Below are 22088 nucleotides of genomic sequence, written 5' to 3'. Positions count from 1 at the left end.
GACCGGACAGGTCTCCGCGAAGACACCCACGCAGTGGGGTCAAGCGTGCCAGGAGTCACGAGCACGGCAGCAGGCCAGCGATCTCACCCTGCCGGTCGACCTCAGGTCAACCGCTCCCAACACTCACAGCGTGCCAGTGCGAGATCGCGAGCGGATCCGGCGCCAATCTCACGCGGTCCGTAGCCTCGTGGGGTTGGCGATCTTGCACAAGAGGGAGCCATCGCGTCGACACTCTCAATCGAAATCTGCGTGCAGGTTTCGGTGCGCTTGGACCGTGCTGTCATTCGTCGATCAGGTCATCGCCCGTGAATCGCCGGTTCAGTCGTACAGAACACGGAACCGAGCGAAGTCCTTTGGATCGCGGTCGCTGATCTGAACTGGCGCCGTGGTCCACTGCCACACATTTTGGTCGGCTGACTGCGAGAAGCGAATGGGTCCTCGAGTCCCCTCGACTTCAACCGTGTCTGGCCATCTCGGCCCCAAACGTGTTCCGCCGCTGCTGGTTTTGCGCAGGGCATCGAGAAGGACGTTCACGGTGTCGTAGGCCTCTAGAGCTACGAACGACGGTGCGCATGCCAATCGCCGACGAAGCTCGGCCTGCACACGCGATCCGTGAGGGCTTAGGCTCCCCGGCAGGTATCGAAGGAACGGAATGGCAGCGCTATCTGCGCCAAGCGTGGCTGCCCAATCTGGAAACTCCGGCTGCCCAGCGGGTGCACCAATGACAATCTGGGCGAGCCGCTCGTCGCAACGAACGGACCGCACAATCGAGACTGCAGGGTCTGGGTTGCCGACCAAGAGAAGCAACGCTGTTGCGTTGAGGTCGACGACCTCGTCGCAGACGGCTGCTGGGCCCGCCGCGTCCGCCTCGATCATGTGCAGGGAAATTCCCGCCTTGCCAAGCTGATCTTCCAAGATCTTGACGCCCGCCGCCCAGTACGGGCTGGGTTGTATTGCTACAGCAACAATCTCGTGACCGGTTGATGCCAGATATTCTGCGTACACAGCCCACCCACGAGACTGTGGCGGCGCGAGTCGCGCGACCCAAGGCGAGGGACGCTCGACGAGGGAGTCCAACACTGCCGATGAGCACATGTAGGGCATACCGAGGGCATCCGAGCGAGTGGCAACCGCCTGCGCGACGACACTGTGATACTCCCCAGCGAGGGCGACAACCCCCAACTCAGCGAGCTCGTCTACGACGGCGACGGCGCGGTCTGGATTGGCGGCGGTGTCCCGGATGAGCAGTTCGACAGGTCGCCCTTGCAGCCCTCCCGATTCGTTCGCTTCTTCTACGGCTAACTGCATTCCAGCTAGCAAGTGCGCGCCTGCCATCACCCAGCCTGGGCGCGTGAGAGGGACGAGAGCCCCTAGCCGAACCGGCGGCGTCAACGTCGGTGCTGGAACCTTCAACTCAGGGTTCACCGGGCTAGTTCTCCAGGGACTGGTGGTTCGTCACGGATGGTCGAACCTAGTCGGTGCCCCCATCGAGTTCGCCACCGAGCAACCCGCCCGGATGCGCCCCACCGGACGTGCGAGGTGTGCCCCGCCGCGGGGCTAGCGGTTCCGACCACCTCAGCTGCGGAGACCCCGGGCCACCCGGTCGAGTTGCTGTTCCCGGATACCGAACGGCTAGCGAAACTCAGCTACGACCTCGATGAGACCCACGATGTGTGAGTTGAACTTGTCAAGGTCTTCCGCGGGGATCCAGTACTCCAAGATCGTCTGGCCGCCTGCTTGTTGCACCTCGTAGGAGTCGAGGAACGGCTTCTCGACCTCGAAACGCGTTACGTAGCCGACTCCACTCGCCTTGACGTTCCAGTCACGTGCGTTACGGGTTGCGTAGTCCTCGTTGAGTACCGGATAGAAGATCGGCTGGTCGGGCAGTCGAGGCGGCCACGCACACCACCCCGACTCCTCAACGAGCGCCAGTTCCTTCGGCCCGGTGGGTCTCCACAAGGTCACCGTCTCCATGGCCGGAGCATTCCACACGTCCCACGGGGCCGGTCCGCGTTGTGACCGCTCGTCAGCCGGGGCTGCGCTCAGCGGATCCCGTGCTGGGCAGCGTGGCGTCAACTACCTACGCGCGTCTGGTCCCCCCGCCACGCTGCAGGGATGGAGCGCAGGACACCCGCCAGGTCCTCGACCACGAGGCATTGCGTCGCACTGTCGAACCAGTAACGCTCACCTGCTTGGACGAATACAGGCTCTTCCAGGTCGAGCCATTCGATCTGCGAGATGAGCGTGAGGCGCTCAGCAGTGGTCTTCAGGCCGTCATCGAACACGTCCCTACAGTAGCTACCGGGATTCCATACGGATCTTGCTCCGCTAGCGGATCGTCGCGCGGGAATGCGCTCCTCGGCACATCCGGTCTCGCTGGCTGGAGCCGCGTGCAAGAGGATCATCGAGCGGCGACTCGGTAGCGGGTGCTGGTCATGCCGGAATCTGTGGTGGCTGTGCCGAGGTGGATCAGTCGGGTCTCGGTTGGCAGCGCGTGGAACAACGGCAGGCCAGTTCCGAGGATCACCGGGGCGCGGGAGATTGTGAGTTCGTCGATAAGGCCTGCGTTGAGGAACTCAGTGACGATCTGGCCTCCGTCTACGTAGACCTGTTTTGCGCGTTCCTGGTCGAGGATGGAGCATGCCTCGTCGATCGACGCGACGACGGCGACTCGGTCATCGTTGCCGGGGGTGAGCGTGGTGCTAATGACCACGACCCGGAACCGTGTGTAGGGCCACTGGTCGAAGGTGAGGACCTTCTCGTAGGTACCGCGGCCCATGACCAGGTGCGTCACTTGGGAGGTGAAGGTGTCGTAGTCGGGTGGGGCGTTCTCACCCTCGAAGGCTGGGACGTGGCCTGGTTCGGCTGGCGGATCGGTGAGCCAGTCGAGGTCGCCGTCGGGGCGGGCGATGTACCCGTCGATGCTGGTGGCGATGAACACCAGTCCGGTCCATTCTCGGTGCTTGGTCCTCATGTCAAGGCCTCCAGGAGTGATTGAGTGGTGCAGGCGGGGGCCGTGTCTCTTCGGCCGGGGGTGACTGCGGCGCGCAGGAGGCTGCCGTGGGCGGTGTCGAGCAGCAGGTGGGCGATCGTCACGGACGAAATGCCCTCACGCATCTGACCGTCTTGTCGCGCACGGTTGACCAACCCGGTCAGATAGTCGATGTTTCGCTGCCATCCGTCGTGGAGAAGTGCACGCAACTCGGGGTCACGTAGGTCCTCGACGAGCATGTCGATGCGAGTGAGCATCTGGTCCTCTGCCACCTCGCTGGCACACGTCGAATCGACCCACGCCAACAGCTCTTGGTGGGCGTCGTCAGAGGTTGGCTTCGACGGGATGCTGCTCACCCAGCGCTGGCTCAGAGCAACGAGGAGACCTCGGCGAGAGCCGAAGCGCTTAATGAGGGTGGCCGGGTGCAGACCTGCTGCGGCTGCCGCACCCGCGAGGGTCCAAGCGGCATCGACGTCGCCCAGGGCGTCACCGACGCGCTGGAGGATCTGATCATCGTTGAGCAATCGGGGGCGAGCCATCACATTAGTAAATCACAATTGCCGAATGAGGCGCCTGGCAGCCTGCGCGCATCGCCGGGCCCGCGTGACATTCCGCTTGTGGGACGTCCGAAGATGCCGACGGCGGCTGACACTGCGCCGACCATCGCTGCTGGCCGCGCGGCGTCGCGGCTGAAAATCCCGCGACCGTAAGCGAGGGCGATGACAGGATGCGGGACATGGTCAACCTCGCGATCCAGTGCTTCAACCTCGACACGACGGATCCTGCCCGCATCGCCTCATTTTGGCAGGAGGCGCTGGGGTGGCGGCGTACCCATTCCACCGTCAACGAGGTAGTCCTCGAACCGCCCGCGGGCAGTGCACAGGACGGAGTCGCTCCGGACCTGCTGTTCCTACGCGTGCCCGAGGGCAAGGCCGTGAAGAACCGATGGCATCTCGATCTGCGCCCCGAAGACCAGGCCATCGAGGTGGCGCGCCTCGAGGCGCTCGGCGCAATGCACGTCGACGTTGGCCAACGTGGCGACGTTGACTGGGTCGTGATGGCCGACCCCGACGGCAACGAGTTCTGCGTGCTGCGGGCATTCAACGCAGAGGAGCGGAGCGAGATCGCCAAAGCAGCTTCAGCACCTGCCGCCGGGCCACGGTGACGGGCTGACTGGGTCGCGTCGCGATCCGCTAGTGACGACGTGCGGGAACGTCCGAATTGGGCGCGTGTCAGTCGGGCGTCGAGTCAGGGCTGATCCACGCGATCTCCTGGGCCAACCTCTGTGCCCGGTCACCACAAACCCCATGCTCCCAAGTGGTCAGGTAGTAGTTCCGCCACGCCACGATAGAAGCGGTGAGTCGCCAGTTGATCCCTCCGGCACTGCTGATGCCACCGATCAATGCGGTGCTTGAGGATGGGGGGTAGTAGCCAGGTCCCCCCGCGTGGGGCCCGTCTTGGTGAACCTGCGCCAAGAGACGACCCCATTGTTGTCGCGGCGATGCCCTCGGCATGTTGGGCTGACCCAGATAGTCGAGGTTGAAATACCGACCGCCCTGTGCGTAGTCCTGAACAAGCGCGAGCACACTTGGCATGTACTTGTCGTTCTCCAGGTTGGTCGCTAGAGCTGCCACCTCGGCCTCATCGATGGCTTCCCCAACGCGTTCTTTGATGAGCTCCCGGCATCGCACGTCGAGATCCACGATCTTGTGGCCCAAGGACTTGAGTTCCGCGGTTGGCCACTCCGTGCAATCCACGTCGACACGGATGAATCCCAAGGTCAGTTTGAGCATTCGCTCCATTCCTGCAGCGAGAAGTGCTGTCAACACATACTCGTCTCGTCCGAGAAAATTCATCCGGTTCGTCAGGCGGATCGCCGTACGGAGGAAAGCATCGGCCGCAGCCAACTCGTCGTCGATCACCATGGCTTCGATGAGCGCCGTATCGAGGCCGTCCCTCTCCATACTGTGAAGGTACGGCAGCACCCCGTCCGGTGTGGGGTCATATACGCGGCTCGCGAGCGGATTCGGACCTAGTGGGCGCCGCCAAGTCGCGGGTCGGTCTTCCAGAGGGCGCCTACACTGGAGTAGGAACCCGCGACTGGCACACGCCACGCTCTGCCGGGTGCGCCCGCCCTGTGCTGACCAAACATGATCGGCCATCGGTCGCTGTCGGGCACAGTCGCGAGTATGAGGCTTGTGTCTGCTGCCCAGTCCGCTGGCGACACCCGCGGTGGCGGATCGGCTCGCGGCGGAGTTGGAGGACCGTGGGCACCAGGTGGTGGTGGCCCGCGGCGCTGGGGCCGACACGTCGCACCTGCTGGCTAACTTCGTTGCCGCCGCCAGCCGGGCCGACGTGGTGATTCCGCACTCCAACGCCGGCAGGTTCGGGCCAGCGGTGGCTGCGGAGGTGGGGGCAACACTGGTTTGTCTCGACTCGCTCCTGCCGGGTCTCGAGCCGGATGCGCAATGGGTTGAGTTCCTGCGATCTCGCGAACTGTCCGACGGGCTCCTCGCCCGCTGGTCGACGTGGTGGCCGCGTCAGGACATCCAGTCCGTGGTTGGGGAACACTGGGACCTACTCACCACCGATGAGCCACGGGTGCCACTGCGACTGTTGATCGAGGAGCCGCCTGCGCCTGCGTCCTGGCTCGCTCGGCGCTCGGGATACATCGCGTTCGGACACACCTACGCCGAACAGACGGCTGTGGCCGAGGAGAACGGCTGGGAGGTACGACGCTTGGAAGGCGAGCACCTGCATCTGCTCACGGCCCCCGACGAGGTCGCCGAGACGCTGCTGGAGGTGATCTCGCTCCTCGAGGAGAGATGACACATGCAACGGGCAGCGGTTGGGCGCCGCACGTCTGCACTGTGCCGTAGCCGGAACGATGAACGGGCCCCAGCAGGCAGACGCCCCGTAGCGGCGGCTCGAGTCCCGTAGGGGTCGTCCGGGTGAGGTGTCCGGGACAGGAGCCTCCAACGGTGAGCATTGTCGGATTCCTACAACTGGCCGTATCCGGTCGATTCTGGGGGACCGCCAGGACTCGGCTGGTGACCAGATCGACATGCCGAGCGACGGCAACCGAAACTCCCCACCGGAACCTCTGTCCACCGGAACCCGGCGGGATACGTTTTCGGCCTGGACCCGAAGACAGCCGCCGCCACCCCGAACCTCGTGGGATACGTGCGCGCCAGCACCCGCGACAGGAGCCGGTGTATCACTTGCTGGACTAGCCCAGTGGTCCCGACTTCTGTCGAACGGGTCTCGTGCCAGCTGTGGGATCCCTACGTTGTGACCGTGCTGTCCGTTCAGGATGTTCGTCTGGACCCGCACGCGCGCAGGGTGTGGCGGGGGGATCGGGAGCTTCAGCTCTCACGCAAGGAATTCGATCTTCTCCACGCGCTCATGCGGCGTGCGGGCGAAGTGGTGACCCGTGCCGAGCTGATGCTCGAGGTCTGGGAGACCAGCTTCTGGTCCTCGTCGAAGACGATCGACGTGCACCTGGGCTGGCTGCGTCGCAAGCTCCACGACGACCCCAGCGCGCCGGAGCTCATCAGGACCATCCGTGGCGTGGGTCTCCGGTTCGAGTCCTGAGCGGCTGCCCTCGGTACGCCGACAGCAGGAGTGGCTCTAGTCTGCTCCCGTGTCTGAGCGCGCACCCACTCTCGCCGTGATCGGGGGCGGTCAGCTCGCCAGGATGATGGCCCAGCCGGCGATCGGGCTCGCACTGCCGCTCCGGTTGCTCGCCGAGGCGCCGGGCGTCTCGGCGGCCCAGGTGATCCCCGACCACCTCGTGGGGGACTACACCGACCTGCCGACCCTGCGCCGCGCCACGGCCGGCTGCCAGGTCGTCACCTTCGACCACGAGCACGTCCCCACGGCGCACCTCCAGGCACTCGCGGCCGACGGCATCGCCGTCCGCCCCGGACCGGAGGCGCTCGTGCACGCCCAGGACAAGGCGGTGATGCGCCAGCGCCTCGCTGAGCTCGACGTGCCGTGCCCCCGCAACGCCGTCGTCGCGACCACCACCGACGTCGAGTCCTTCGGGCTGCCGTGCGTGCTCAAGACCACGCGGGGCGGCTACGACGGCAAGGGCGTGTGGGTCGTGCGCGACGTCGCCGACGCTGACATCGCCTTCGAGACAGCCGCAGCCGCCGGGGTGCAGATCCTCGCCGAGGAGCTGGTCGAGTTTCGCCGCGAGCTCTCCGCCCTGGTGGCGCGCTCCCCGTCGGGCCAGGCTGCTGCCTACCCGGTCGTCGCCTCCACGCAGCTCGACGGTGTCTGCCACGAGGTCGTCGCCCCTGCGCCCGACCTGGCGCCCGCCCTTGCCGGCGAGGCGCAGCAGATTGCGCTGCGGCTGGCCGGTGCGCTCGACGTCACGGGCATCCTCGCCGTCGAGCTCTTCGAGACCACCGACGGTCGGATCCTGGTCAACGAGCTCGCGATGCGTCCCCACAACACCGGTCACTGGAGCCAGGACGGCGCCGTGACGTCCCAGTTCGAGAATCATCTGCGCGCGGTCATGGACCTCCCGTTGGGTTCACCCGCCCCGCGGGCTCGCTGGACGGTGATGGTCAACATCCTCGGTGGGCCCACCGACAGCGGCCGCCTCTACGACGGTCTGCCCCACGCGATGGCGCGCGACCCCCACCTCCGCGTCCACCTCTACGGCAAGGACCTGCGACCGGGGCGCAAGGTGGGCCATGTGAACGCCTACGGCGACGACCTCGATGATTGTCTGGAGCGAGCCCGCCACGCAGCCGCGTGGTTCCGCGGAGACCTAGGAGACGAGAGCGAATGACGGAGTCAACGACCGGGCAGACCCCCAAGGTCGGCATCGTGATGGGCTCGGACTCCGACTGGCCGGTGATGAAGGAGGCCACCGAGGCCCTCGCCGAGTTCGGTGTGGACTTCGAGGCCGATGTCGTCTCGGCCCACCGGATGCCCGACGAGATGCTGGCCTACGGGCGCGGTGCGGCGGACCGTGGGATCTCGGTGATCATCGCCGGTGCCGGTGGAGCAGCTCATCTGCCCGGCATGCTGGCCGCCGTCACGCCACTGCCCGTGATCGGGGTTCCGGTCCCGCTCAAGCACCTCGACGGCATGGACTCACTGCTCTCGATCGTCCAGATGCCGGCCGGGGTCCCGGTCGCCACGGTGTCGATCGGCAACGCCCGCAACGCCGGCCTGCTCGCCGTACGCATCCTGGCCGTCGCCGACCCCGACCTGCGCCAGCGGATGGTCGCCTTCCAGGCCGATCTCAAGCAGGCCGCCCACGACAAGGGATCCGTCGTGCGGGATGCCAGCTCGACGACCGGACGAAAAGCCGGCTTCTGACCACACCGTCGACCAGCCGGCGCCTCGTCGCAGTCGACGTGGCGCGCTGCCTCGCGCTGCTCGGCATGGTCGCCACGCACGTCCTCGAGGCACGGACGGCGGACGGGGACCTGGCCTTCGGGCAGGCTCTTGCCGGTGGGCGCGCGTCCGCACTCTTCGCAGTCCTGGCGGGTGTCAGCATCGGGCTGGTCGCCGCGCGGAGGACGCGTTCGCGCGACAACTCTCGTGCACGGACCTCAGTCGCACTGGTGGTGCGCGCCGCACTGGTCGGCGCGATCGGACTGCTGCTCGCCGAGGTCGACTCCGGGATCGCCATCATCTTGACCTACTACGCCGTCCTCTTCGTCCTGGTGCTGCCCTTCCTGGGCCTCTCCGGGCGTTGGCTCGCCGGGTGCGCCGCAGCCTGGGTGCTCGTCGCACCGGTGCTCTCGCACTGGCTGCGGCCGCGTCTTCCCGAGCGTGGCTTCGAGAGCCCCTCGTGGGGTCAGCTGGTCGACGATCCGATGGGCCTGCTGGCCGAGCTGACCTTCTCGGGCTACTACCCGGCAGTGGTCTGGCTGGCCTACCTCCTGGTGGGGCTGGCCGTCGCCCGGCTGGACCTCACCGCACGTCGTACGGCGCTCGCGCTGGCCGGCGGGGGAGCAGCACTGGCGGTCCTGGCGACGGCGGCTTCACGGGCGCTGACTGCGCAGCCGATGGTCGAGAGGGCGCTGCTGGCCGACCCTCCGAGCACGGCCGCGACGCCCGAGGTGCTGCTGGACCGGATCGCGCAGGGGCTGCCCGGCACGACGCCGACGGGCGGCGCGTGGGAGTGGCTGCTGGTGGTCGCCCCGCACAGCGCGACACCGTTCGACCTCGTGCAGACCATCGGGTCCGCGCTCGCCGTCATCGGTCTCGCTCTGCTGGCGGTCGGGGCAACGTCGGGAGCCGCGACCCGCGCCGTGGCGATCTTCTTCGGCGCCGGGACGATGACGCTGACGCTCTACTCCCTGCACGTGGTCTGCCGTGCTCCCGGACTGCTTCCGGACGCGCTGCGCGACAGCTACCAGTTCCACGCGCTGCTCCTGCTGTCGATCGGAGCGCTCTTCGCGGCGGTGGGGAGACGGGGGCCGCTGGAGCGGATCGTCGCGTCCGCGTCCCGCCGTGTGGCCGGCACGTCCGGGTGAGCGACCGGCCGCCCTAGGCTCGGAGCATGACGACACGCTGGGGAGTTGCCGGAACCGGTTGGATGGCCGAGGTATTCGTGGCGGACTTCGCCCACGTGCCCGACGCCGAGGTCGTGACGATCGGCTCGCGCTCGGCGGACCGCGCGCGCGAGTTCGCCGCGAAGAACGGTGTCGCGGACGGCTGCACCTACGACGAGCTGGTCGCGGCCGACGTCGACGTGGTCTACATCGCGACGCCACACCCGCAGCACCACGGTCTGGCCCTGGCGGCGATCGAGGCCGGCAAGCCGTTGCTGGTCGAGAAGTCCTTCACCGGGTCCCTCGCCGACACCCGCGAGGTCGTCGACCTCGCCCGCAGACGCGGTGTCTTTTGCATGGAGGCCATGTGGACGAGGTTCCAGCCGGCGGTGGTCGCTGCGACGGCGCTGATCGAGGACGGTGCCATCGGCGACGTGATCGCGGTCCAGGCCGACCTCGGCGCCTTCCGCGACTACGACCCCGAGCACCGGCTCTTCGCCCCCGAGCTGGGGGGCGGCTCGATCCTCGATCTCGGCGTCTATCCGATCTCGCTCGCGCAGTACTTCCTCGGCACCCCCGAGGCCGTGGCGGCGACCGGGACGCGCTACCCCAACGGCGTGGACGCCAGCGCCGTCATCGCGATGCAGTACGCCGATGGCCGGGGCGCCTCCGTCGCGTGCGCGCTCACCACGGAGACCCCCGGTCGGGCCGTCGTGTGGGGCACGGGCGGATCCATCGAGATCGGGCCTCGGTTCCACCACCCGACCGAGCTGGTCATCCGGCGCAACGGGGGAGGCCTGGAGACTCTCGACTTCCCGGTGCGAGGACGCGGCTACAGCCACGAGATCGACGAGGTCAACCGCTGCCTGGCGGCGGGGATCCTCGAGTCGCCGACCATGCCGCTGGCCGACACCGTCGACGTGCAGTGGGTGATGGAGGAGGCGCTGGCGCAGGTCAGTCGGTCGGCACTCAATCGGTGACGCGGCCGCGCATCGACTTGATGTGACTGCGTTCCTTCTTGGCCTTGAGCCGTCGTTCCTTCGAGCCCCGCGTGGGCCTGGTGGCACGGCGGGGCGGCGGCGGTGGAGCGAGTGCCTCCCGGAGGAGGTCGGCCAGCCGCTCACGGGCAGCGGCCCGGTTGCGGTGCTGGCTGCGGTGCTCGGACGCCGCGATCGCGATCACGCCGTCGGGCCAGCGCTTGAGTGCTCGCGCTCGCTGGAGGTCCGAGAGCGATGTCGCCGTACGCACGTCCAGCTCCAGCTCCACCCGGCTGTCGGTGGTGTTGACGGATTGGCCACCAGGACCTGGCGATCGGGAGAACCGTTCGACCAGGTCGCTGTCGGGGATGGTGAGGCCGGCGGGCAGGCCGGGACCGGGCGGGACCTTCATGCGCTCCGCTTGCGCCACTCGATCGCGGGGCAGGTGTCCATCACCATCGCCACGCCTTCGGCCGTCGTGCGGGCGAAGGCGTCCTCGTCAATGACGCCCAGCTGGAACCACACGGCCTTCGCGCCGATCGCGACTGCCTGGTCGGCGAACTCGCCAGCGTCCTCGGAGCGGCGGAAGACGTCGACCACGTCGATCTCGAACGGGACCTCGGCGAGCGTGGCGTAGCCCTGTTCGCCGTGCACGGTCTGCGCCGACGGGTGGATCGGCACGATCCGCTTGCCGCGCTGCTGGAGCAACAGGGCGATGGAGTGGGCCGTGCGTGCGGGATTGTCGGAGAGGCCGACGATGGCCCAGGTCTCGAGGTCGTCGAGCATGAGCGAAACCGAGTCGTCGTCCTGCCAGCCTGCGTCCATCCGCCGATCCTATCGACGCGGGGGACGTCCGCCGGTCGGGCGCCGATCAACGGGTTGGGGTTACCCGAAAGTAGAATCGTGGCCATGACCGACTTCTACTCCCTGTCCGACGAGCACCAGGCCATCCGCGAGGCGGTGCGTGCCCTGTGCGAGGCCAAGGTGGCGCCGTACGCCGCAGCGGTGGACGAGGAGGCGCGCTACCCGCAGGAGGCGGCCGACGCGCTGCTGGCCGCGGACTTCCACGCCCCGCACGTGCCTGAGCAGTACGGCGGCGCCGGCGCCGACGCCCTCGCGACGGTGATCGTCATCGAGGAGGTCGCTCGTGCCTGCGTCAGCTCGTCGCTGATCCCCGCTGTGAACAAGCTCGGCTCCTTGCCCGTGCAGATCAGCGGCTCGGAGGAGCTCAAGGCGAAGTATCTCGGCAAGCTCGCAGCCGGGGAGGGCGGCTTCTCCTACTGCCTGTCCGAGCCCGACGCCGGCTCTGACGCCGGTGGCATGAAGACCCGCGCCGTGCGCGACGGCGACGACTGGGTGATCGACGGCGTCAAGCGCTGGATCACCAACGCGGGCGAGTCCGAGTTCTACACCGTCATGGCCGTCACCGACCCGCAGCTCAAGACCCGCGGCGGGATCAGCGCGTTCGTGGTGGAGAAGTCCGACGAGGGCGTCTCCTTCGGCGCCCCGGAGAAGAAGCTCGGCATCAAGGGCTCGCCCACCCGGGAGGTCTACTTCGACAAGGTGCGGATCCCCGACGACCGGCGCATCGGCGAGGTGGGCAGCGGGTTCGCGACGGCGATGAAGACGCTGGACCACACCCGGGTCACCATCGCCGCCCAGGCAGTGGGCGTGGCGCAGGGTGCCCTCGACTACGCGCTGGGCTATGCCAAGGAACGCCAGCAGTTCGGCAAGTCGATCGCCGAGTTCCAGGGCCTCCAGTTCATGCTCGCCGACATGGGCATGAAGGTCGAGGCCGCGCGCCAGCTGACCTACGCCGCTGCAGGTCGCTCGGAGCGCGGCGACAAGGACCTGACGTTCTTCGGTGCTGCCGCGAAGTGCTTCGCCTCCGACGTCGCCATGGAGGTGACCGTGGACGCCGTCCAGGTGCTCGGTGGCTACGGCTACACCCGCGACTACCCGGTCGAGCGGATGATGCGCGACGCCAAGATCACCCAGATCTACGAAGGCACCAACCAGGTCCAGCGGATCGTGATGGCCCGACAGCTCCTCGCGGGGATCCAATCCGACCTCTGACCTGCGGGGTGGGGGGTTCCCCCTTTCGGGTGTCGGGCGTTCGAGGTCGCGCTAGGTTGTTGCCGTCACCCTCAGACGACAGGACAGCGGCATGCCCACGCACGATCGTCGACAGACAGATCGACCCGCGGGGGCGTCCACGCCCCCCGCGGGAGTGGAGCGGCGACGGCAGCGAGCGGTCGACAGTCTTGGCCTGAGCGCTCCCCTGCGACAGCTGCGCGACGCCCGCTTCGAGCGGATCACCCGCGTGGCCAGCAAGGTCCTCGACACTGCCTGGGCGTCCATCACGGTGCTGGACGGCGACCAGGCGTGGTTCCCCAGCGCCCACGGCTTCGACATCCCTCTGATGGCCCGCGACGAGACGTTCTGCTCCCGGACCACCGCCTACGGTCGTGTGACGGTGGTCCCCGACGCGACGCTGGACCCCGATTTCGCCTCGTTGCCCTTGGTGGTCGGCGAGGGCATCCGCTTCTACGCCGGCGTCCCCTTGGTGGACCCGACCGGCAACATCGTCGGGGTGTTCTGCGTCTACGACCACGAGCCCCGCACCCTGCCCGGCGAGGACCTCCAGACGTTGGAGGACCTCGCTGCATGGGCCCAGCAGGAGCTCATCGGGTCGGGCGAGATGCTGCGGGCCGGCCGCGTCCAGGCCGCGATGCTGCCTGCTGCCCCCATCCGCACGGACGGCTGGCACGTCGATGGCATCTGCATGCCCGCCCTCGCTGTGGGCGGCGACACCTTCGACTACGCCCTCACCGACGCCATCGTCCACATCGGCCTCGGTGACGTCATGGGCAAGGGCACCGGGGCCGCTCTCGTCGGGGCGGGCGTTCGCGCCGCGGTCCGCAGCCTGCACCTCGACGTCGTCCAGGGCGCCGACCTCGGGGCGATGACCCACCGGCTGTCCCAGGTGCTGCAGGGAGACCTGGACCGCGCCGAGTCGTTCGTCACTCTCTTCCAGTGTGCGATCGACACTCGCTCGGGTGCCGTTCGCTACGTCGATGCCGGCGCTGGCCTGTGCGTCGTGGTCAGGGTCGACGGCAGCGTGGAGCGCATGGCCAGCGAGGACCGCCCGATCGGCATTCTTCCCGAGGACACCTGGACCCAGCACCGCACGACACTCGAGCCCGGGGAGCGCATGCTGATGTTCAGCGATGGGCTGCTCGACCTCCTCGAGGACCAGGTCGAGTGGTGGCACGAGGTCGGACGGCTGGTGGCCGACCACGCCGATCCTCCCGGCCTGCTGACTGCCATCCGCATGCTGACCGTTGACCAGCTCGGCCTCGACGACGTGACGGCCGTGGCGGTGTATCGCGCCTCGGAGGAGGGCGAGTGAGCGACGCACGTCGCTTCGTGGTCAGGGTCGTCGCCCTCCTGACTGCGATCCTCGGCATCAACTACGTCGCCTGGCGCTGGCTCTTCTCCGTCAACTGGGACTACTGGTGGATCGCGGTCCCGCTCGTGGTCGCCGAGACCTACAGCCTCATCGACTCCCTGCTCTTCGGCATGACGGTGTGGCGGCTCAAGGACAGGGGTGAGCCCCCCGTCCCGGCGCCGGGCCTGACCGTGGACGTCTTCATTGCGACGTACAACGAGCCGATCGAACTGGTGATGGACACCGCCCGCGCTGCGCAGCGGATCACCTATCCACACGCCACGTGGATCCTGGACGACGGCAACCGCGCCGAGCTGCGCGCGCGTGCTGAGGCCGAGGGCATCTCGTGGATCACCCGCTCCGCCGACTGGGCCAACATGCCCCGGCACGCGAAGGCCGGCAACCTCAACAACGCCCTGCTCACCACCGAGGGTGAGTTCCTGCTGATCCTCGACGCCGACATGGTCCCCGAGCCGCGCATCCTCGACCGCACGCTGGGCTACTTCGAGGACGAGCAGATGGCCCTGGTCCAGACGCCGCAGTACTTCGTCAACGTCCCCGACGACGACCCGCTCGGGAGCCAGGCGCCACTCTTCTACGGTCCGATCCAGCAGGGCAAGGACGGCTGGAACTCCGCCTTCTTCTGCGGCTCCAACGCCGTCATCCGCCGTGAGGCGCTGATGCAGCTGGGGATCTCCCGCTATGTCGGCGAGGTCGAGCTGGGCGTGCACCGCGCGCTCCGCACCGCTCGCTCGGTCATCCGCAAGGCCCGCAGGGGCCTGGGACAGGACCAGCACGAGGTGCTCCACGCCCTGGACGAGATCCTGCACCACATCGCGCGGGCTCGCCGCGAGCTGCGGAGGGGCCAGGCGCTCTTCGACGTCACCTACCGCTTCCAGCACCGGGTGGCAGCGACCCGCCGACAGCTCGTGGGCTCGGACCTGAGGGCGCTGCACGCCGACCTCGCCATCATCGCCGGGCTTGAGCAGCTCAGCGACGATCCCGACCAGAGCCTGGCGACCATCGACGATGCTGCTCTGCTTCAGCTGGCCGACCGGGACTGGTCACCACTGGGGGCCGTCGAGACCGTCGAGGCACTCGTGCGCTCCATCGACGTCGATCGCGGCGACGAGGCGCAACCGGTGATGCCCATGGCCACCATCTCGGTGACCGAGGACATGGCGACCTGCATGCGCGTGCACGCGCTGGGGTGGCGGACCGCCTACCACGACGAGGTCCTGGCCAAGGGTCTTGCCCCGGAGGACCTCCAGACGATGCTGACCCAGCGGCTGCGCTGGGCACAGGGCACCGTCCAGGTGATGTTCCGGGAGAATCCCCTCGTCCAGAAGGGCCTCTCGGTCGCCCAGCGACTCATGTACCTCGCGACCATGTGGAGTTACCTCGCGGGGTTCGCGGCGCTCATCTACATCGCGGCGCCGGTCGTCTACCTCATCCTGGGGGTGCTGCCCGTGTCGGCGCTGAGCACCGAGTTCTTCGTCCGACTCGTGCCATTCCTGGTGATGAACCAGCTCCTGTTCTTCGTGGTGGCCGACGGCCGTCCCACCTGGCGCGGGCAGCAGTACTCCCTGGCGCTGTTCCCGGTCTGGATCAGGTCCTTCACGTCCGCGTTCGGCAACGTCTTCCTGGGACGGTCCCTCGACTTCGCCGTCACCCCCAAGGAGAAACGTCAGGCGACCCGACGACGGTGGGACCTCATCGAACCGCAGCTCATCGCGATGGGGCTGCTCGTGCTTGCGCTGGTCGTCGGCGGTGTCCGCCTGGCCATAGGTCATGCCTCGCCGCTGGGCACCGCCTTCAACATGGTCTGGGTCGTGTTCGACCTACTCATCTTCTCCGTGCTCATCAAGGCCGTGCTTTACCAAGGCCACGAGACGCACGCCGCCTCGGCTCGCGTTCCCCAGACATCGACCGCACGTCCATCCGACGAAGGAGCAGCATGATCGAGTTCAATGTCCGCACCACCGACCAGGGGCTGGGTGTCGTGGCCCCGCACGGGCGTCTCAACATGGTCGCTGCCCGGCACCTCCGCGACGCCATCAACGGTCTGATCGGTGGCGGCACGACCCGGATCGTGGTGGACCTCGCCGACACGACCTTCATCGACTCCTCGGCGCTGGGTGCGCTGGTCGCCGGGCTGAAGTCCGCTCGCCAGGTCGGCGGAGACCTCAGGATCGCCCGGCCCACCGAGTCCGTCATGACCGTGTTCCGCCTCACCAACCTGGACAAGGTGCTTCGCCCCCGCGACGACGTCGAGGGAGCGTTCGATGACTGACGAGGGCACGTGGGTGGAGGCCTTCGAGGCCCCGGTCGAGGAGGCAACCCTGGACCTCGTGCAGGACCGGCTCGAGGCCTTCTGGACTCGTGCGGTGTCGGTGGAGCCCACGGAGCGGATGAAGCTCGAGATGGCGTTCGTGGAGATCGTCGGCAACATCATCGAGCACGCGTTCGCCGTCGACACCACGGATGGGGGCCGCATCCTGAGCGTGGTCCTGAGAGCCGACGCCGACTCCATCGAGGCGGTGATCTCCGACAACGGGTTGCCGACCGCCCTGGATCTCGGCTCGGTCACGATGCCCGACGAGGACGCGGTCTCGGGTCGCGGTCTGGCGCTAACCGTCGCTGCGGTCGATGAGATGCGCTACGAGCGGGTGGACGGACGCAACCACTGGACGTTGCGGCTGGCCCGCCAGTCCGGATGAGCCACCGGAGCCGCTCTCTCCCGGCCGTCCTTGCCGTCGCTGTCGGACTGGGTCTGCTCATCGCGACCGCGTCGCCGGCGGTCGCGGACGACGCTGCCCCTCCCGTGCCCCAACCAGGACACCCGTGGTTCGGCCCCGGCCTGGACTGGGCCGAGGACTCCGCGGCTGACTATGCGAGCCGGCTCGGCGCGATGCCCTCGCTGTACGCGCAGCGCGTCAACTACCCGTTGGGGCCGGACGACGTGAGCTTCCTCGAACGTTTCGCCGGCGAGGCCGGGTCCCAGGGTGCCGTCGCCGCTCTGGTCCTGGAGCCGCAGCTCGAGCTGGAGGAGCTGACCGGTGCCGACGCGGCCGCGCTCGGGACCGAGCTGGACCGTCTGCACGATCAGCACGGTGGGCACTTCCTGGTGCGGTTCGCCCCCGAGATGAACGGGTGGTGGACGTCGTGGGGGCCAGCAACCGGGGAACTACGTCCGCGCGTTCCGGACGGTGGCCGAGGGCGTGCGGGCCGCAACCGACCACGCCGAGATGGTCTGGGCGCCGGTGTACGGCGCGGGCTATCCCTTTGGTCGGGCCCTGGACCGTCCCCGCTCCGCCGACGGGCGCGCCGACCGAGAACGTCTCGACACTGACGGCGACGGTCGACTCGGAGACGGCGACGACCCCTACGGGCCGTACTTCCCCGGTGATCGCTGGGTCGACTGGGTGGGCCTCCACATGTACCGCTATGGCGGCCGGAGCAACGGCAACAACGTGGCACCGCGCCCGGGTGAGGTCGAGGCGCGGCTGGAGGACCGGTTCAGATACTCCGTGGGTGCCAGGCGTTCCTCCTTCTACGACCGGTTCGCCGGGCCGCAGCAGCCGATGCTGGTGGAGACCGCGGCCCTGTTCCAGCCGTCCAACGGAGAGGGCGACCCGGAGCGCAGGATCAAGGAGACCTGGTGGCGGCAGCTCTTCGCTGCCACCACGGATCGCCCCGCCATCGGCGCGATCAGCTGGCTGGAGCTCGTCCGGGCCGAGGCGGAGACCGACGAGGAGTTGGCGGACTGGCGGGTCACCCACCAGCCGGAGCTGGCCGCCGCTTTGCGCAGGGACCTACAGGCGTCGGGCATCGCGCTGGGGCCGGTGACCCGCGAGGTCGAGCCCGCGGAGGAGCGAGGGGCTGGGGACGGTCAGGAGGACGCGTCCTCCTCGGGCGGCAACGAAGACCCCCCGCCTCGGGTCGTCACGATCGGGCCGCTGACCCCGGGCTGGATCGTGCTCATCGCGGTGTCGCTGGGCGCCCTCTACGCCACCGGCCGGTCGCGGATGCGACGACGTCACCCGCCCGGCTGACGCTCTCCGGTACCTTGCGCGGATGACCGCGATGAATCGAGGCAGCGCCCCGGTCCGGGTGACGCTGGCCCACGAGTGCCAGCTGGTGAACGCGGGACTGGCGGCTCTGATGGCGCCGTACGCCGCGCGGGTGCGGGTGGTCCCGTCGCCCGGTGGCATCCCCGCCCAGGACGTCGACCTGACGCTGCACGACACCCTCGCCGACGTGCACGACCTGCCGGGGCAGCCCGCTCCGACCATCGCTCACGACGGGCGACTGGTCACCTGGAGCTGGAACGCGCGTCCCGAGCTCGTCGAGCTGGCGCTGGCCCACGGCGCCAGCGGCGTCCTGTCCAAGCAGCTGCCCGCCGCCCGGTTGGTCGCGGCGTTCGAGTCGATCCACCGCGGCCGCCAGGTCGTCGACCTCGGAGACCGTCCCGCGACGGTGGGCGTCCCCGCGGTGCGGCGCGTCCTCACGCCGCGCGAGGGCGAGGTCATCGCGATGATCACCCAGGGCATGACCAACCAGGCCATCGCCCAGGAAGCCTGCATCAGCATCAACTCGCTGAAGTCCTACATCCGCTCGGCCTACCGCAAGATGGGTGTCGACTCCCGGTCGCAGGCGGTCCTGTGGGGAGTGCGCCACGGCTACGTCGGCTCAACGGCCGTCGACCAGGGCGCCGGGCTCACCGCCTGAGCGAGCGCAGGCTCGCCTCCGAGCGAACCTGTCGTCTCCGAGACGTTGTGACAGCAGGAACGCTCGGTATGTCCGCCGCCCCGGCGTCAGCGACAGGCGCCCATCCGGCCGTGCCCGTGCCGGGCGTGACGGCGGTGCGGCCGCAGGAAGACGAACCACACGGCCGCGATGAGCAGGACCAGGGGCGCGCCCTCGAGGACGGCGACGCCGACGAGGACGGCGATCACCAGGACCGGCACGAACGTCGGCATCCCTCGGCGCGCCACCGGGGCCGGCCGCGCTGGGACCACCGGAGCGGGCGCGCGAGGGAGGTCCCAGAAGAGCTGGTCGAGATCGGCTCGGGTGCGGGCCGACCAGATCGCGTCGAGGCGCTCGGCGTACTCCTCGTGGTCGAGACGGCCGGCCGCGAAGTGGTCGTTCAGCCGTGCCGTGGCGCCCTCCCGCTCCGCGTCACCGATCCGGGTGTCCATCACAGGTCCCGAGGGTCGTCGTGGGCCTCATCGATGGCGTCTTCGTTGTCGTCGTCGCCCTGGCTCGGGGCGGCCCCGTCGGCAAGGATCCCGTAGAGCGCGCGTCGGGTGTCGACGAGGACTCCGATCGCGGCCTTGCGCTGGCCGTCGGTGCCCTGGGTGACGATCTGCCACACGGCGCTCATCATCTGGCCGATCTCGGACTTCAGGTCGCCCGACGTCCCACTGGTGGCTCGCTGGCTGGCGCGCTGGAACGGGGCCCAGACCGCCTCGAGGTCGCCGGAGTGCGCGGCGACGTACGCCTGACCCTCCTCGGTGAGTCGCAGGGTCTTGCGTCCGCGCTCGTCGTCGACCTCGACCAGCCCTTCGTCCTGGAGCTGCTGGATCGTCGGGTAGACCGAGCCGGGGCTGGGGCGCCAGGCGCCGTCACTGCGCTCGGCGATCTGCTGGATCACCTGGTAGCCGTTGACCGGCTCGTTGCGTCCCACGGCGTCGCTGACCACTGACAAGATCGCGAGGCGTACGTCGCCGCGCTTGGCCCGCGGCCCGGGAGCGCTGGGCGCTGCGCCCGGCATCCCCCAGCCGAGCAGACCCTGCACCCACGGCGGGGGACCGCCGTGGCCGCCGCCGCTGTGCCGGCGACCGCGCTGGCCGCCGTCCCATCCCTGCCATGAAGTGCCGTGCTGCTGGAACCGCAGGTCCCAAGGGTTGTTCTTGTGTCCCATGATCATGCTCCCTCGACGTGCTATCGACGTGCTATCGACGTGCTATCGACGTGGTATCGCCAACCTATTGCGATATATCGCGATAGTAGACCGACGCAGACGTGCGTTCAAGGAGGACGGGTCAGACGGTCTGGGGTCAGACGATCTGGGGCAGGTCCGAGGCCAGGCCGGTGAAGGACGGCGTGCGCTTGTCCCGGAAGGCAGCCACGCCCTCCTTGCCGTCACCACGGGAGGTGTGGAACATCGCCAGTGAGTCGGCGATGTGCATGTCGAGGGGATGCGGGGCGGCGGTGCCGGCGTAGATCAGCTGCTTGGCCAGGGCGAGGGCGACGGGGGAGCGGTCGCGCACGAACGAGCGTGCCAGCTCCAGGGCGGCCGGCACCAGGTCGTCGGGCTCGTGCAGCGAACGCACCAGCCGGCCGGCGTACGCCGCCTCGGCACTCAGGACGTCGGCCGAGTAGACCCACTCCAGCGCCTGCTGGGTGCCCACGATGCGTGGCAGGAACCACGAGGAGCAGGCCTCGGGAACGATGCCGAGCCGACCGAAGACGAAGCCGATGCGGGCCCTGGTCGAGGCCAGGCGAATGTCCATGGCCAGGGTCATGGTGGCTCCGATGCCGACGGCGGCGCCGTTGATCGCGGCGATCACCGGCTTCGGGCAGGCATGGATCGCCAGGGTGACCTTGCCGCCGGTGTCCCGGACGCCGGTCTGGAAGGGGTCCTCGGTGAGGTGCTCGCGCAGGGTCGCGGGCGTGGGGGAGAGCGACTCGTCCAGGCCGAAGACGTTGCCCTCTGCGGAGAGGTCCATCCCGGCGCAGAACGCCTTGCCCTCGCCGGTGACGACGACCGCCTTGATCGTGTCGTCGGTGGCAGTCGCCAGGAAGAACGCCTCGAGCTCGCGGGCCATGGTGACGTCGAAGGCGTTCAGTGCATCGGGTCGCGACAGACTCAGGAGGGCGACCCCGGTCTCGTCGGTCTCGAGGGCGAGCGTCTCGTAGGTCACTGCTTCGGTCGTCCGGTCGGGGTGCAGACGTTGGCCGGGACGACGTCGTCGGCGATGATCGCCTCGAACACCGCGGGCGCCCGCTCGGGGTCGGCGATGATCCGGTTGGGATCGCTCGGTGCCGACAGGTTGGGCATCGTGCACGTGCGGCTCTCACCGCTCATCGCCAGGGCGAAGCGGCCCAGCGCGAGCGGCCCCATCTCCTTGTCGATCCGGATGGCGTTGGCCGAAGCGTCGCTCAGACGCCAGTAGCGCACCGGGTTGAGGAACGTCCACGGCGACTTGGCCGCGGAGCCGAGGGCGCCGATGACCTCACCCTGGCGACCGACGCGGTCGAGGTCGCCGAGCGCGCTGACGTAGCGCGATCGCGAGTACGCCAGGGCGGTCTCCCCGTCCACCTCCTGGCAGCCCTTCTTGATCTTCAGGCGTGCCTTGGGGTCGTCCATGGCGGTCTTGGGACAGATCTCGATGCCACCGAGGGCGTCCACCGTGTTGATCACGCTGCCGAACCCGAGCTCGACGTAGTGGTCGATGTGGATGCCCGTGAGCTGCTCGACGGTCGCGACCAGCAGGGGCGGCTCGCCGCCGCCCAGTGCGAAGGCCGAGTTGATCATCTGCGTGCCGTGTCCGGGCACCTCGGTCAACGTGTCGCGGGGGATCGACATCTTCGTGTCCGGGCCGGAACCCGTGTGGAGCACGATGATCGTGTCGGTGTTGGTCCCCCCTCGCGGCCCGGTGCCGAGCGCCTTCTGCTGGTCCTTGGTGAGGTCGTCGGCCTTGTCGGACCCGACGATGAGGTAGTTGGTCCCCGGCTGGTCGTCGGGGCGATCTCCTGCCGTGGGCTCGGCGTCGACCTTGTCGATCTTCGACCAGGCCCAGATCGGTACGGCGATCATGAAGACCAGCCAGAGCAGCAGCAGCAGCTTGAGGAACCCGAACCGGAAGCGCGGGAGTCGCGGGCGCGAGCGCGAGCGCTTCGGGGGTGGGGCGGCGGGCGGCGTACCCCTGCCGCCGGGTGGGCGACCCGACGACCCTGCTGGCCGAGTCTGGGCCGGCTGAGGCTGGGCCGGCATGACGCGGGTCTCGGGGGGCTGATCCTGGGTCGGGACCATGCGGGTCGCATCGTCGGAGCGCGCCGAGCCCTTCGAGCCGTAGAGCCACTCGTATTCGGGGGTGCCCTCCTCGGGGCCGCCGTTGCCTGGGGGACGCTGTGCCATG

General features: G+C 68.6%; 27 protein-coding genes. 14 read left to right on the top strand and 13 right to left on the bottom strand.

Going from position 1 to position 22088, the window contains the following annotated elements; translation table 11 throughout:
• Positions 1-318 precede the first annotated feature (318 nt).
• The 5 genes from VNJ48_RS12590 to VNJ48_RS12570 form a co-directional block, all read right to left on the bottom strand.
• Positions 319-1425 carry an ABC transporter substrate-binding protein gene (locus VNJ48_RS12590; RefSeq protein ID WP_325602588.1) on the bottom strand — a complete coding sequence of 369 codons (1107 nt, stop codon included), beginning with the start codon at positions 1423-1425 and terminating at the stop codon, positions 319-321.
• A 207-nt stretch (positions 1426-1632) separates the two neighbouring features.
• Positions 1633-1974, bottom strand: a complete 342-nt coding sequence (locus tag VNJ48_RS12585; protein WP_325602586.1) for a hypothetical protein — start codon at positions 1972-1974, stop codon at positions 1633-1635.
• 98 nt (positions 1975-2072) lie between these two features.
• Positions 2073-2285: a hypothetical protein gene (locus VNJ48_RS12580; protein ID WP_325602584.1), complete on the bottom strand. Its 213-nt coding sequence runs from the start codon at positions 2283-2285 to the stop codon at positions 2073-2075.
• Between the two features lie 116 nt (positions 2286-2401).
• Entirely contained in the window at positions 2402-2974 is a 573-nt protein-coding gene (locus tag VNJ48_RS12575; protein WP_325602582.1) for a dihydrofolate reductase family protein, read from the bottom strand.
• Positions 2971-3531, bottom strand: a complete 561-nt coding sequence (locus tag VNJ48_RS12570; protein ID WP_325602580.1) for a hypothetical protein — start codon at positions 3529-3531, stop codon at positions 2971-2973. Before VNJ48_RS12570 ends, VNJ48_RS12575 begins: the two co-directional genes overlap by 4 nt.
• Positions 3532-3728: 197 nt before the next feature.
• Between VNJ48_RS12570 and VNJ48_RS12565 the strand changes: the two genes are divergently transcribed.
• Entirely contained in the window at positions 3729-4157 is a 429-nt protein-coding gene (locus VNJ48_RS12565; protein WP_325602578.1) for a VOC family protein, read from the top strand.
• 67 nt (positions 4158-4224) lie between these two features.
• On the opposite strand, the gene VNJ48_RS12560 is transcribed toward VNJ48_RS12565, so the two are convergent.
• Complete coding sequence (locus VNJ48_RS12560; protein ID WP_325602576.1) at positions 4225-4956, bottom strand: hypothetical protein; 732 nt, start codon at positions 4954-4956, stop codon at positions 4225-4227.
• 268 nt (positions 4957-5224) lie between these two features.
• Here VNJ48_RS12560 and VNJ48_RS12555 point away from each other — a divergent pair, with 268 nt between their 5' ends.
• The 6 genes from VNJ48_RS12555 (at position 5225) to VNJ48_RS12530 (ending at position 10493) form a co-directional block, all read left to right on the top strand.
• Positions 5225-5821 (top strand): hypothetical protein, encoded by a 597-nt coding sequence (locus VNJ48_RS12555; protein WP_325602574.1) that lies wholly within the window; start codon positions 5225-5227, stop codon positions 5819-5821.
• Between the two features lie 468 nt (positions 5822-6289).
• The gene (locus VNJ48_RS12550; protein WP_325602572.1) at positions 6290-6586 is read left to right on the top strand and encodes a winged helix-turn-helix domain-containing protein; all 297 of its coding nucleotides are present in this window, start codon (positions 6290-6292) and stop codon (positions 6584-6586) included.
• Between the two features lie 49 nt (positions 6587-6635).
• Positions 6636-7793, top strand: a complete 1158-nt coding sequence (locus tag VNJ48_RS12545) for a 5-(carboxyamino)imidazole ribonucleotide synthase (RefSeq protein ID WP_325602570.1) — start codon at positions 6636-6638, stop codon at positions 7791-7793.
• The gene (gene purE / locus VNJ48_RS12540; RefSeq protein WP_325602568.1) at positions 7790-8329 is read left to right on the top strand and encodes a 5-(carboxyamino)imidazole ribonucleotide mutase; all 540 of its coding nucleotides are present in this window, start codon (positions 7790-7792) and stop codon (positions 8327-8329) included. The genes VNJ48_RS12545 and purE overlap by 4 nt, the downstream gene beginning before the upstream one ends.
• The gene (locus VNJ48_RS12535) at positions 8278-9495 is read left to right on the top strand and encodes a heparan-alpha-glucosaminide N-acetyltransferase domain-containing protein (protein WP_325602590.1); all 1218 of its coding nucleotides are present in this window, start codon (positions 8278-8280) and stop codon (positions 9493-9495) included. Before purE ends, VNJ48_RS12535 begins: the two co-directional genes overlap by 52 nt.
• Before the next feature lie 26 nt (positions 9496-9521).
• A complete protein-coding gene (locus VNJ48_RS12530; RefSeq protein ID WP_325602566.1) occupies positions 9522-10493 on the top strand; it encodes a Gfo/Idh/MocA family oxidoreductase in 972 nt (323 codons plus the stop codon).
• Here the strand turns inward: VNJ48_RS12530 and arfB are convergent.
• Both arfB and VNJ48_RS12520 read right to left on the bottom strand, forming a co-directional pair.
• On the bottom strand, positions 10483-10902 hold the full coding sequence (gene arfB / locus VNJ48_RS12525; RefSeq protein ID WP_325602564.1) for an alternative ribosome rescue aminoacyl-tRNA hydrolase ArfB: 420 nt from the start codon (positions 10900-10902) through the stop codon (positions 10483-10485). The genes VNJ48_RS12530 and arfB overlap by 11 nt on opposite strands.
• Positions 10899-11315, bottom strand: a complete 417-nt coding sequence (locus VNJ48_RS12520) for a CoA-binding protein (RefSeq protein WP_325602562.1) — start codon at positions 11313-11315, stop codon at positions 10899-10901. Before VNJ48_RS12520 ends, arfB begins: the two co-directional genes overlap by 4 nt.
• An 84-nt stretch (positions 11316-11399) precedes the next feature.
• On the opposite strand from VNJ48_RS12520, the gene VNJ48_RS12515 reads away from it, so the two are divergent.
• The 5 genes from VNJ48_RS12515 to VNJ48_RS12495 all read left to right on the top strand — a co-directional run bounded on the left by VNJ48_RS12515 (position 11400) and on the right by VNJ48_RS12495 (position 16661).
• A complete protein-coding gene (locus VNJ48_RS12515; RefSeq protein ID WP_325602560.1) occupies positions 11400-12566 on the top strand; it encodes an acyl-CoA dehydrogenase family protein in 1167 nt (388 codons plus the stop codon).
• A 91-nt stretch (positions 12567-12657) separates the two neighbouring features.
• Positions 12658-13902, top strand: a complete 1245-nt coding sequence (locus VNJ48_RS12510; RefSeq protein WP_325602558.1) for a GAF domain-containing SpoIIE family protein phosphatase — start codon at positions 12658-12660, stop codon at positions 13900-13902.
• Complete coding sequence (locus tag VNJ48_RS12505; protein ID WP_325602556.1) at positions 13899-15902, top strand: glycosyltransferase family 2 protein; 2004 nt, start codon at positions 13899-13901, stop codon at positions 15900-15902. Before VNJ48_RS12510 ends, VNJ48_RS12505 begins: the two co-directional genes overlap by 4 nt.
• Complete coding sequence (locus tag VNJ48_RS12500) at positions 15899-16234, top strand: STAS domain-containing protein (protein ID WP_325602554.1); 336 nt, start codon at positions 15899-15901, stop codon at positions 16232-16234. Before VNJ48_RS12505 ends, VNJ48_RS12500 begins: the two co-directional genes overlap by 4 nt.
• Complete coding sequence (locus VNJ48_RS12495; RefSeq protein ID WP_325602552.1) at positions 16227-16661, top strand: ATP-binding protein; 435 nt, start codon at positions 16227-16229, stop codon at positions 16659-16661. The genes VNJ48_RS12500 and VNJ48_RS12495 overlap by 8 nt, the downstream gene beginning before the upstream one ends.
• On the opposite strand, the gene VNJ48_RS12490 is transcribed toward VNJ48_RS12495, so the two are convergent.
• Complete coding sequence (locus VNJ48_RS12490) at positions 16601-17053, bottom strand: hypothetical protein (RefSeq protein ID WP_325602550.1); 453 nt, start codon at positions 17051-17053, stop codon at positions 16601-16603. The two genes, VNJ48_RS12495 and VNJ48_RS12490, sit on opposite strands and share 61 nt — an antisense overlap.
• 109 nt (positions 17054-17162) lie before the next feature.
• On the opposite strand from VNJ48_RS12490, the gene VNJ48_RS12485 reads away from it, so the two are divergent.
• Together VNJ48_RS12485 and VNJ48_RS12480 are read left to right on the top strand one after the other, a co-directional pair.
• Entirely contained in the window at positions 17163-17996 is an 834-nt protein-coding gene (locus VNJ48_RS12485) for a hypothetical protein (RefSeq protein ID WP_325602548.1), read from the top strand.
• A gap of 22 nt (positions 17997-18018) precedes the next feature.
• The gene (locus VNJ48_RS12480; RefSeq protein ID WP_325602546.1) at positions 18019-18672 is read left to right on the top strand and encodes a response regulator transcription factor; all 654 of its coding nucleotides are present in this window, start codon (positions 18019-18021) and stop codon (positions 18670-18672) included.
• Between the two features lie 86 nt (positions 18673-18758).
• Here the strand turns inward: VNJ48_RS12480 and VNJ48_RS12475 are convergent, their stop codons facing one another.
• The 4 genes from VNJ48_RS12475 to VNJ48_RS12460 form a co-directional block, all read right to left on the bottom strand.
• Entirely contained in the window at positions 18759-19142 is a 384-nt protein-coding gene (locus VNJ48_RS12475) for a DUF1707 domain-containing protein (RefSeq protein ID WP_325602544.1), read from the bottom strand.
• Positions 19142-19867 carry a PadR family transcriptional regulator gene (locus VNJ48_RS12470; protein WP_325602542.1) on the bottom strand — a complete coding sequence of 242 codons (726 nt, stop codon included), beginning with the start codon at positions 19865-19867 and terminating at the stop codon, positions 19142-19144. Before VNJ48_RS12470 ends, VNJ48_RS12475 begins: the two co-directional genes overlap by 1 nt.
• Positions 19868-20003: 136 nt before the next feature.
• Positions 20004-20870, bottom strand: a complete 867-nt coding sequence (locus tag VNJ48_RS12465) for a crotonase/enoyl-CoA hydratase family protein (protein ID WP_325602540.1) — start codon at positions 20868-20870, stop codon at positions 20004-20006.
• The gene (locus tag VNJ48_RS12460; protein WP_325602538.1) at positions 20867-22087 is read right to left on the bottom strand and encodes an LCP family protein; all 1221 of its coding nucleotides are present in this window, start codon (positions 22085-22087) and stop codon (positions 20867-20869) included. Before VNJ48_RS12460 ends, VNJ48_RS12465 begins: the two co-directional genes overlap by 4 nt.
• Position 22088 lies beyond the last annotated feature (1 nt).

This window comes from Nocardioides sp. (genome assembly GCF_035576065.1).
Taxonomy (GTDB): Bacteria; Actinomycetota; Actinomycetes; order Propionibacteriales; family Nocardioidaceae; genus Nocardioides.
This window is presented reverse-complemented; position numbering and strand designations above follow the sequence as displayed.

What these genes read in the sequence shown, in the direction of transcription:
- VNJ48_RS12475 (WP_325602544.1), bottom strand. Translation starts at nt 19,142, where the DNA reads ATGGACACCCGGATCGGTGACGCGGAGCGGGAGGGCGCCACGGCACGG.
- purE (WP_325602568.1), top strand. Translation starts at nt 7,790, where the DNA reads ATGACGGAGTCAACGACCGGGCAGACCCCCAAGGTCGGCATCGTGATG.
- VNJ48_RS12500 (WP_325602554.1), top strand. Translation starts at nt 15,899, where the DNA reads ATGATCGAGTTCAATGTCCGCACCACCGACCAGGGGCTGGGTGTCGTG.
- VNJ48_RS12585 (WP_325602586.1), bottom strand. Translation starts at nt 1,974, where the DNA reads ATGGAGACGGTGACCTTGTGGAGACCCACCGGGCCGAAGGAACTGGCG.
- VNJ48_RS12575 (WP_325602582.1), bottom strand. Translation starts at nt 2,974, where the DNA reads ATGAGGACCAAGCACCGAGAATGGACCGGACTGGTGTTCATCGCCACC.
- VNJ48_RS12510 (WP_325602558.1), top strand. Translation starts at nt 12,658, where the DNA reads ATGCCCACGCACGATCGTCGACAGACAGATCGACCCGCGGGGGCGTCC.
- VNJ48_RS12515 (WP_325602560.1), top strand. Translation starts at nt 11,400, where the DNA reads ATGACCGACTTCTACTCCCTGTCCGACGAGCACCAGGCCATCCGCGAG.
- VNJ48_RS12570 (WP_325602580.1), bottom strand. Translation starts at nt 3,531, where the DNA reads ATGGCTCGCCCCCGATTGCTCAACGATGATCAGATCCTCCAGCGCGTC.
- VNJ48_RS12495 (WP_325602552.1), top strand. Translation starts at nt 16,227, where the DNA reads ATGACTGACGAGGGCACGTGGGTGGAGGCCTTCGAGGCCCCGGTCGAG.
- VNJ48_RS12470 (WP_325602542.1), bottom strand. Translation starts at nt 19,867, where the DNA reads ATGGGACACAAGAACAACCCTTGGGACCTGCGGTTCCAGCAGCACGGC.
- VNJ48_RS12530 (WP_325602566.1), top strand. Translation starts at nt 9,522, where the DNA reads ATGACGACACGCTGGGGAGTTGCCGGAACCGGTTGGATGGCCGAGGTA.
- VNJ48_RS12565 (WP_325602578.1), top strand. Translation starts at nt 3,729, where the DNA reads ATGGTCAACCTCGCGATCCAGTGCTTCAACCTCGACACGACGGATCCT.
- VNJ48_RS12480 (WP_325602546.1), top strand. Translation starts at nt 18,019, where the DNA reads ATGACCGCGATGAATCGAGGCAGCGCCCCGGTCCGGGTGACGCTGGCC.
- VNJ48_RS12520 (WP_325602562.1), bottom strand. Translation starts at nt 11,315, where the DNA reads ATGGACGCAGGCTGGCAGGACGACGACTCGGTTTCGCTCATGCTCGAC.
- arfB (WP_325602564.1), bottom strand. Translation starts at nt 10,902, where the DNA reads ATGAAGGTCCCGCCCGGTCCCGGCCTGCCCGCCGGCCTCACCATCCCC.
- VNJ48_RS12560 (WP_325602576.1), bottom strand. Translation starts at nt 4,956, where the DNA reads ATGGAGAGGGACGGCCTCGATACGGCGCTCATCGAAGCCATGGTGATC.
- VNJ48_RS12460 (WP_325602538.1), bottom strand. Translation starts at nt 22,087, where the DNA reads ATGGCACAGCGTCCCCCAGGCAACGGCGGCCCCGAGGAGGGCACCCCC.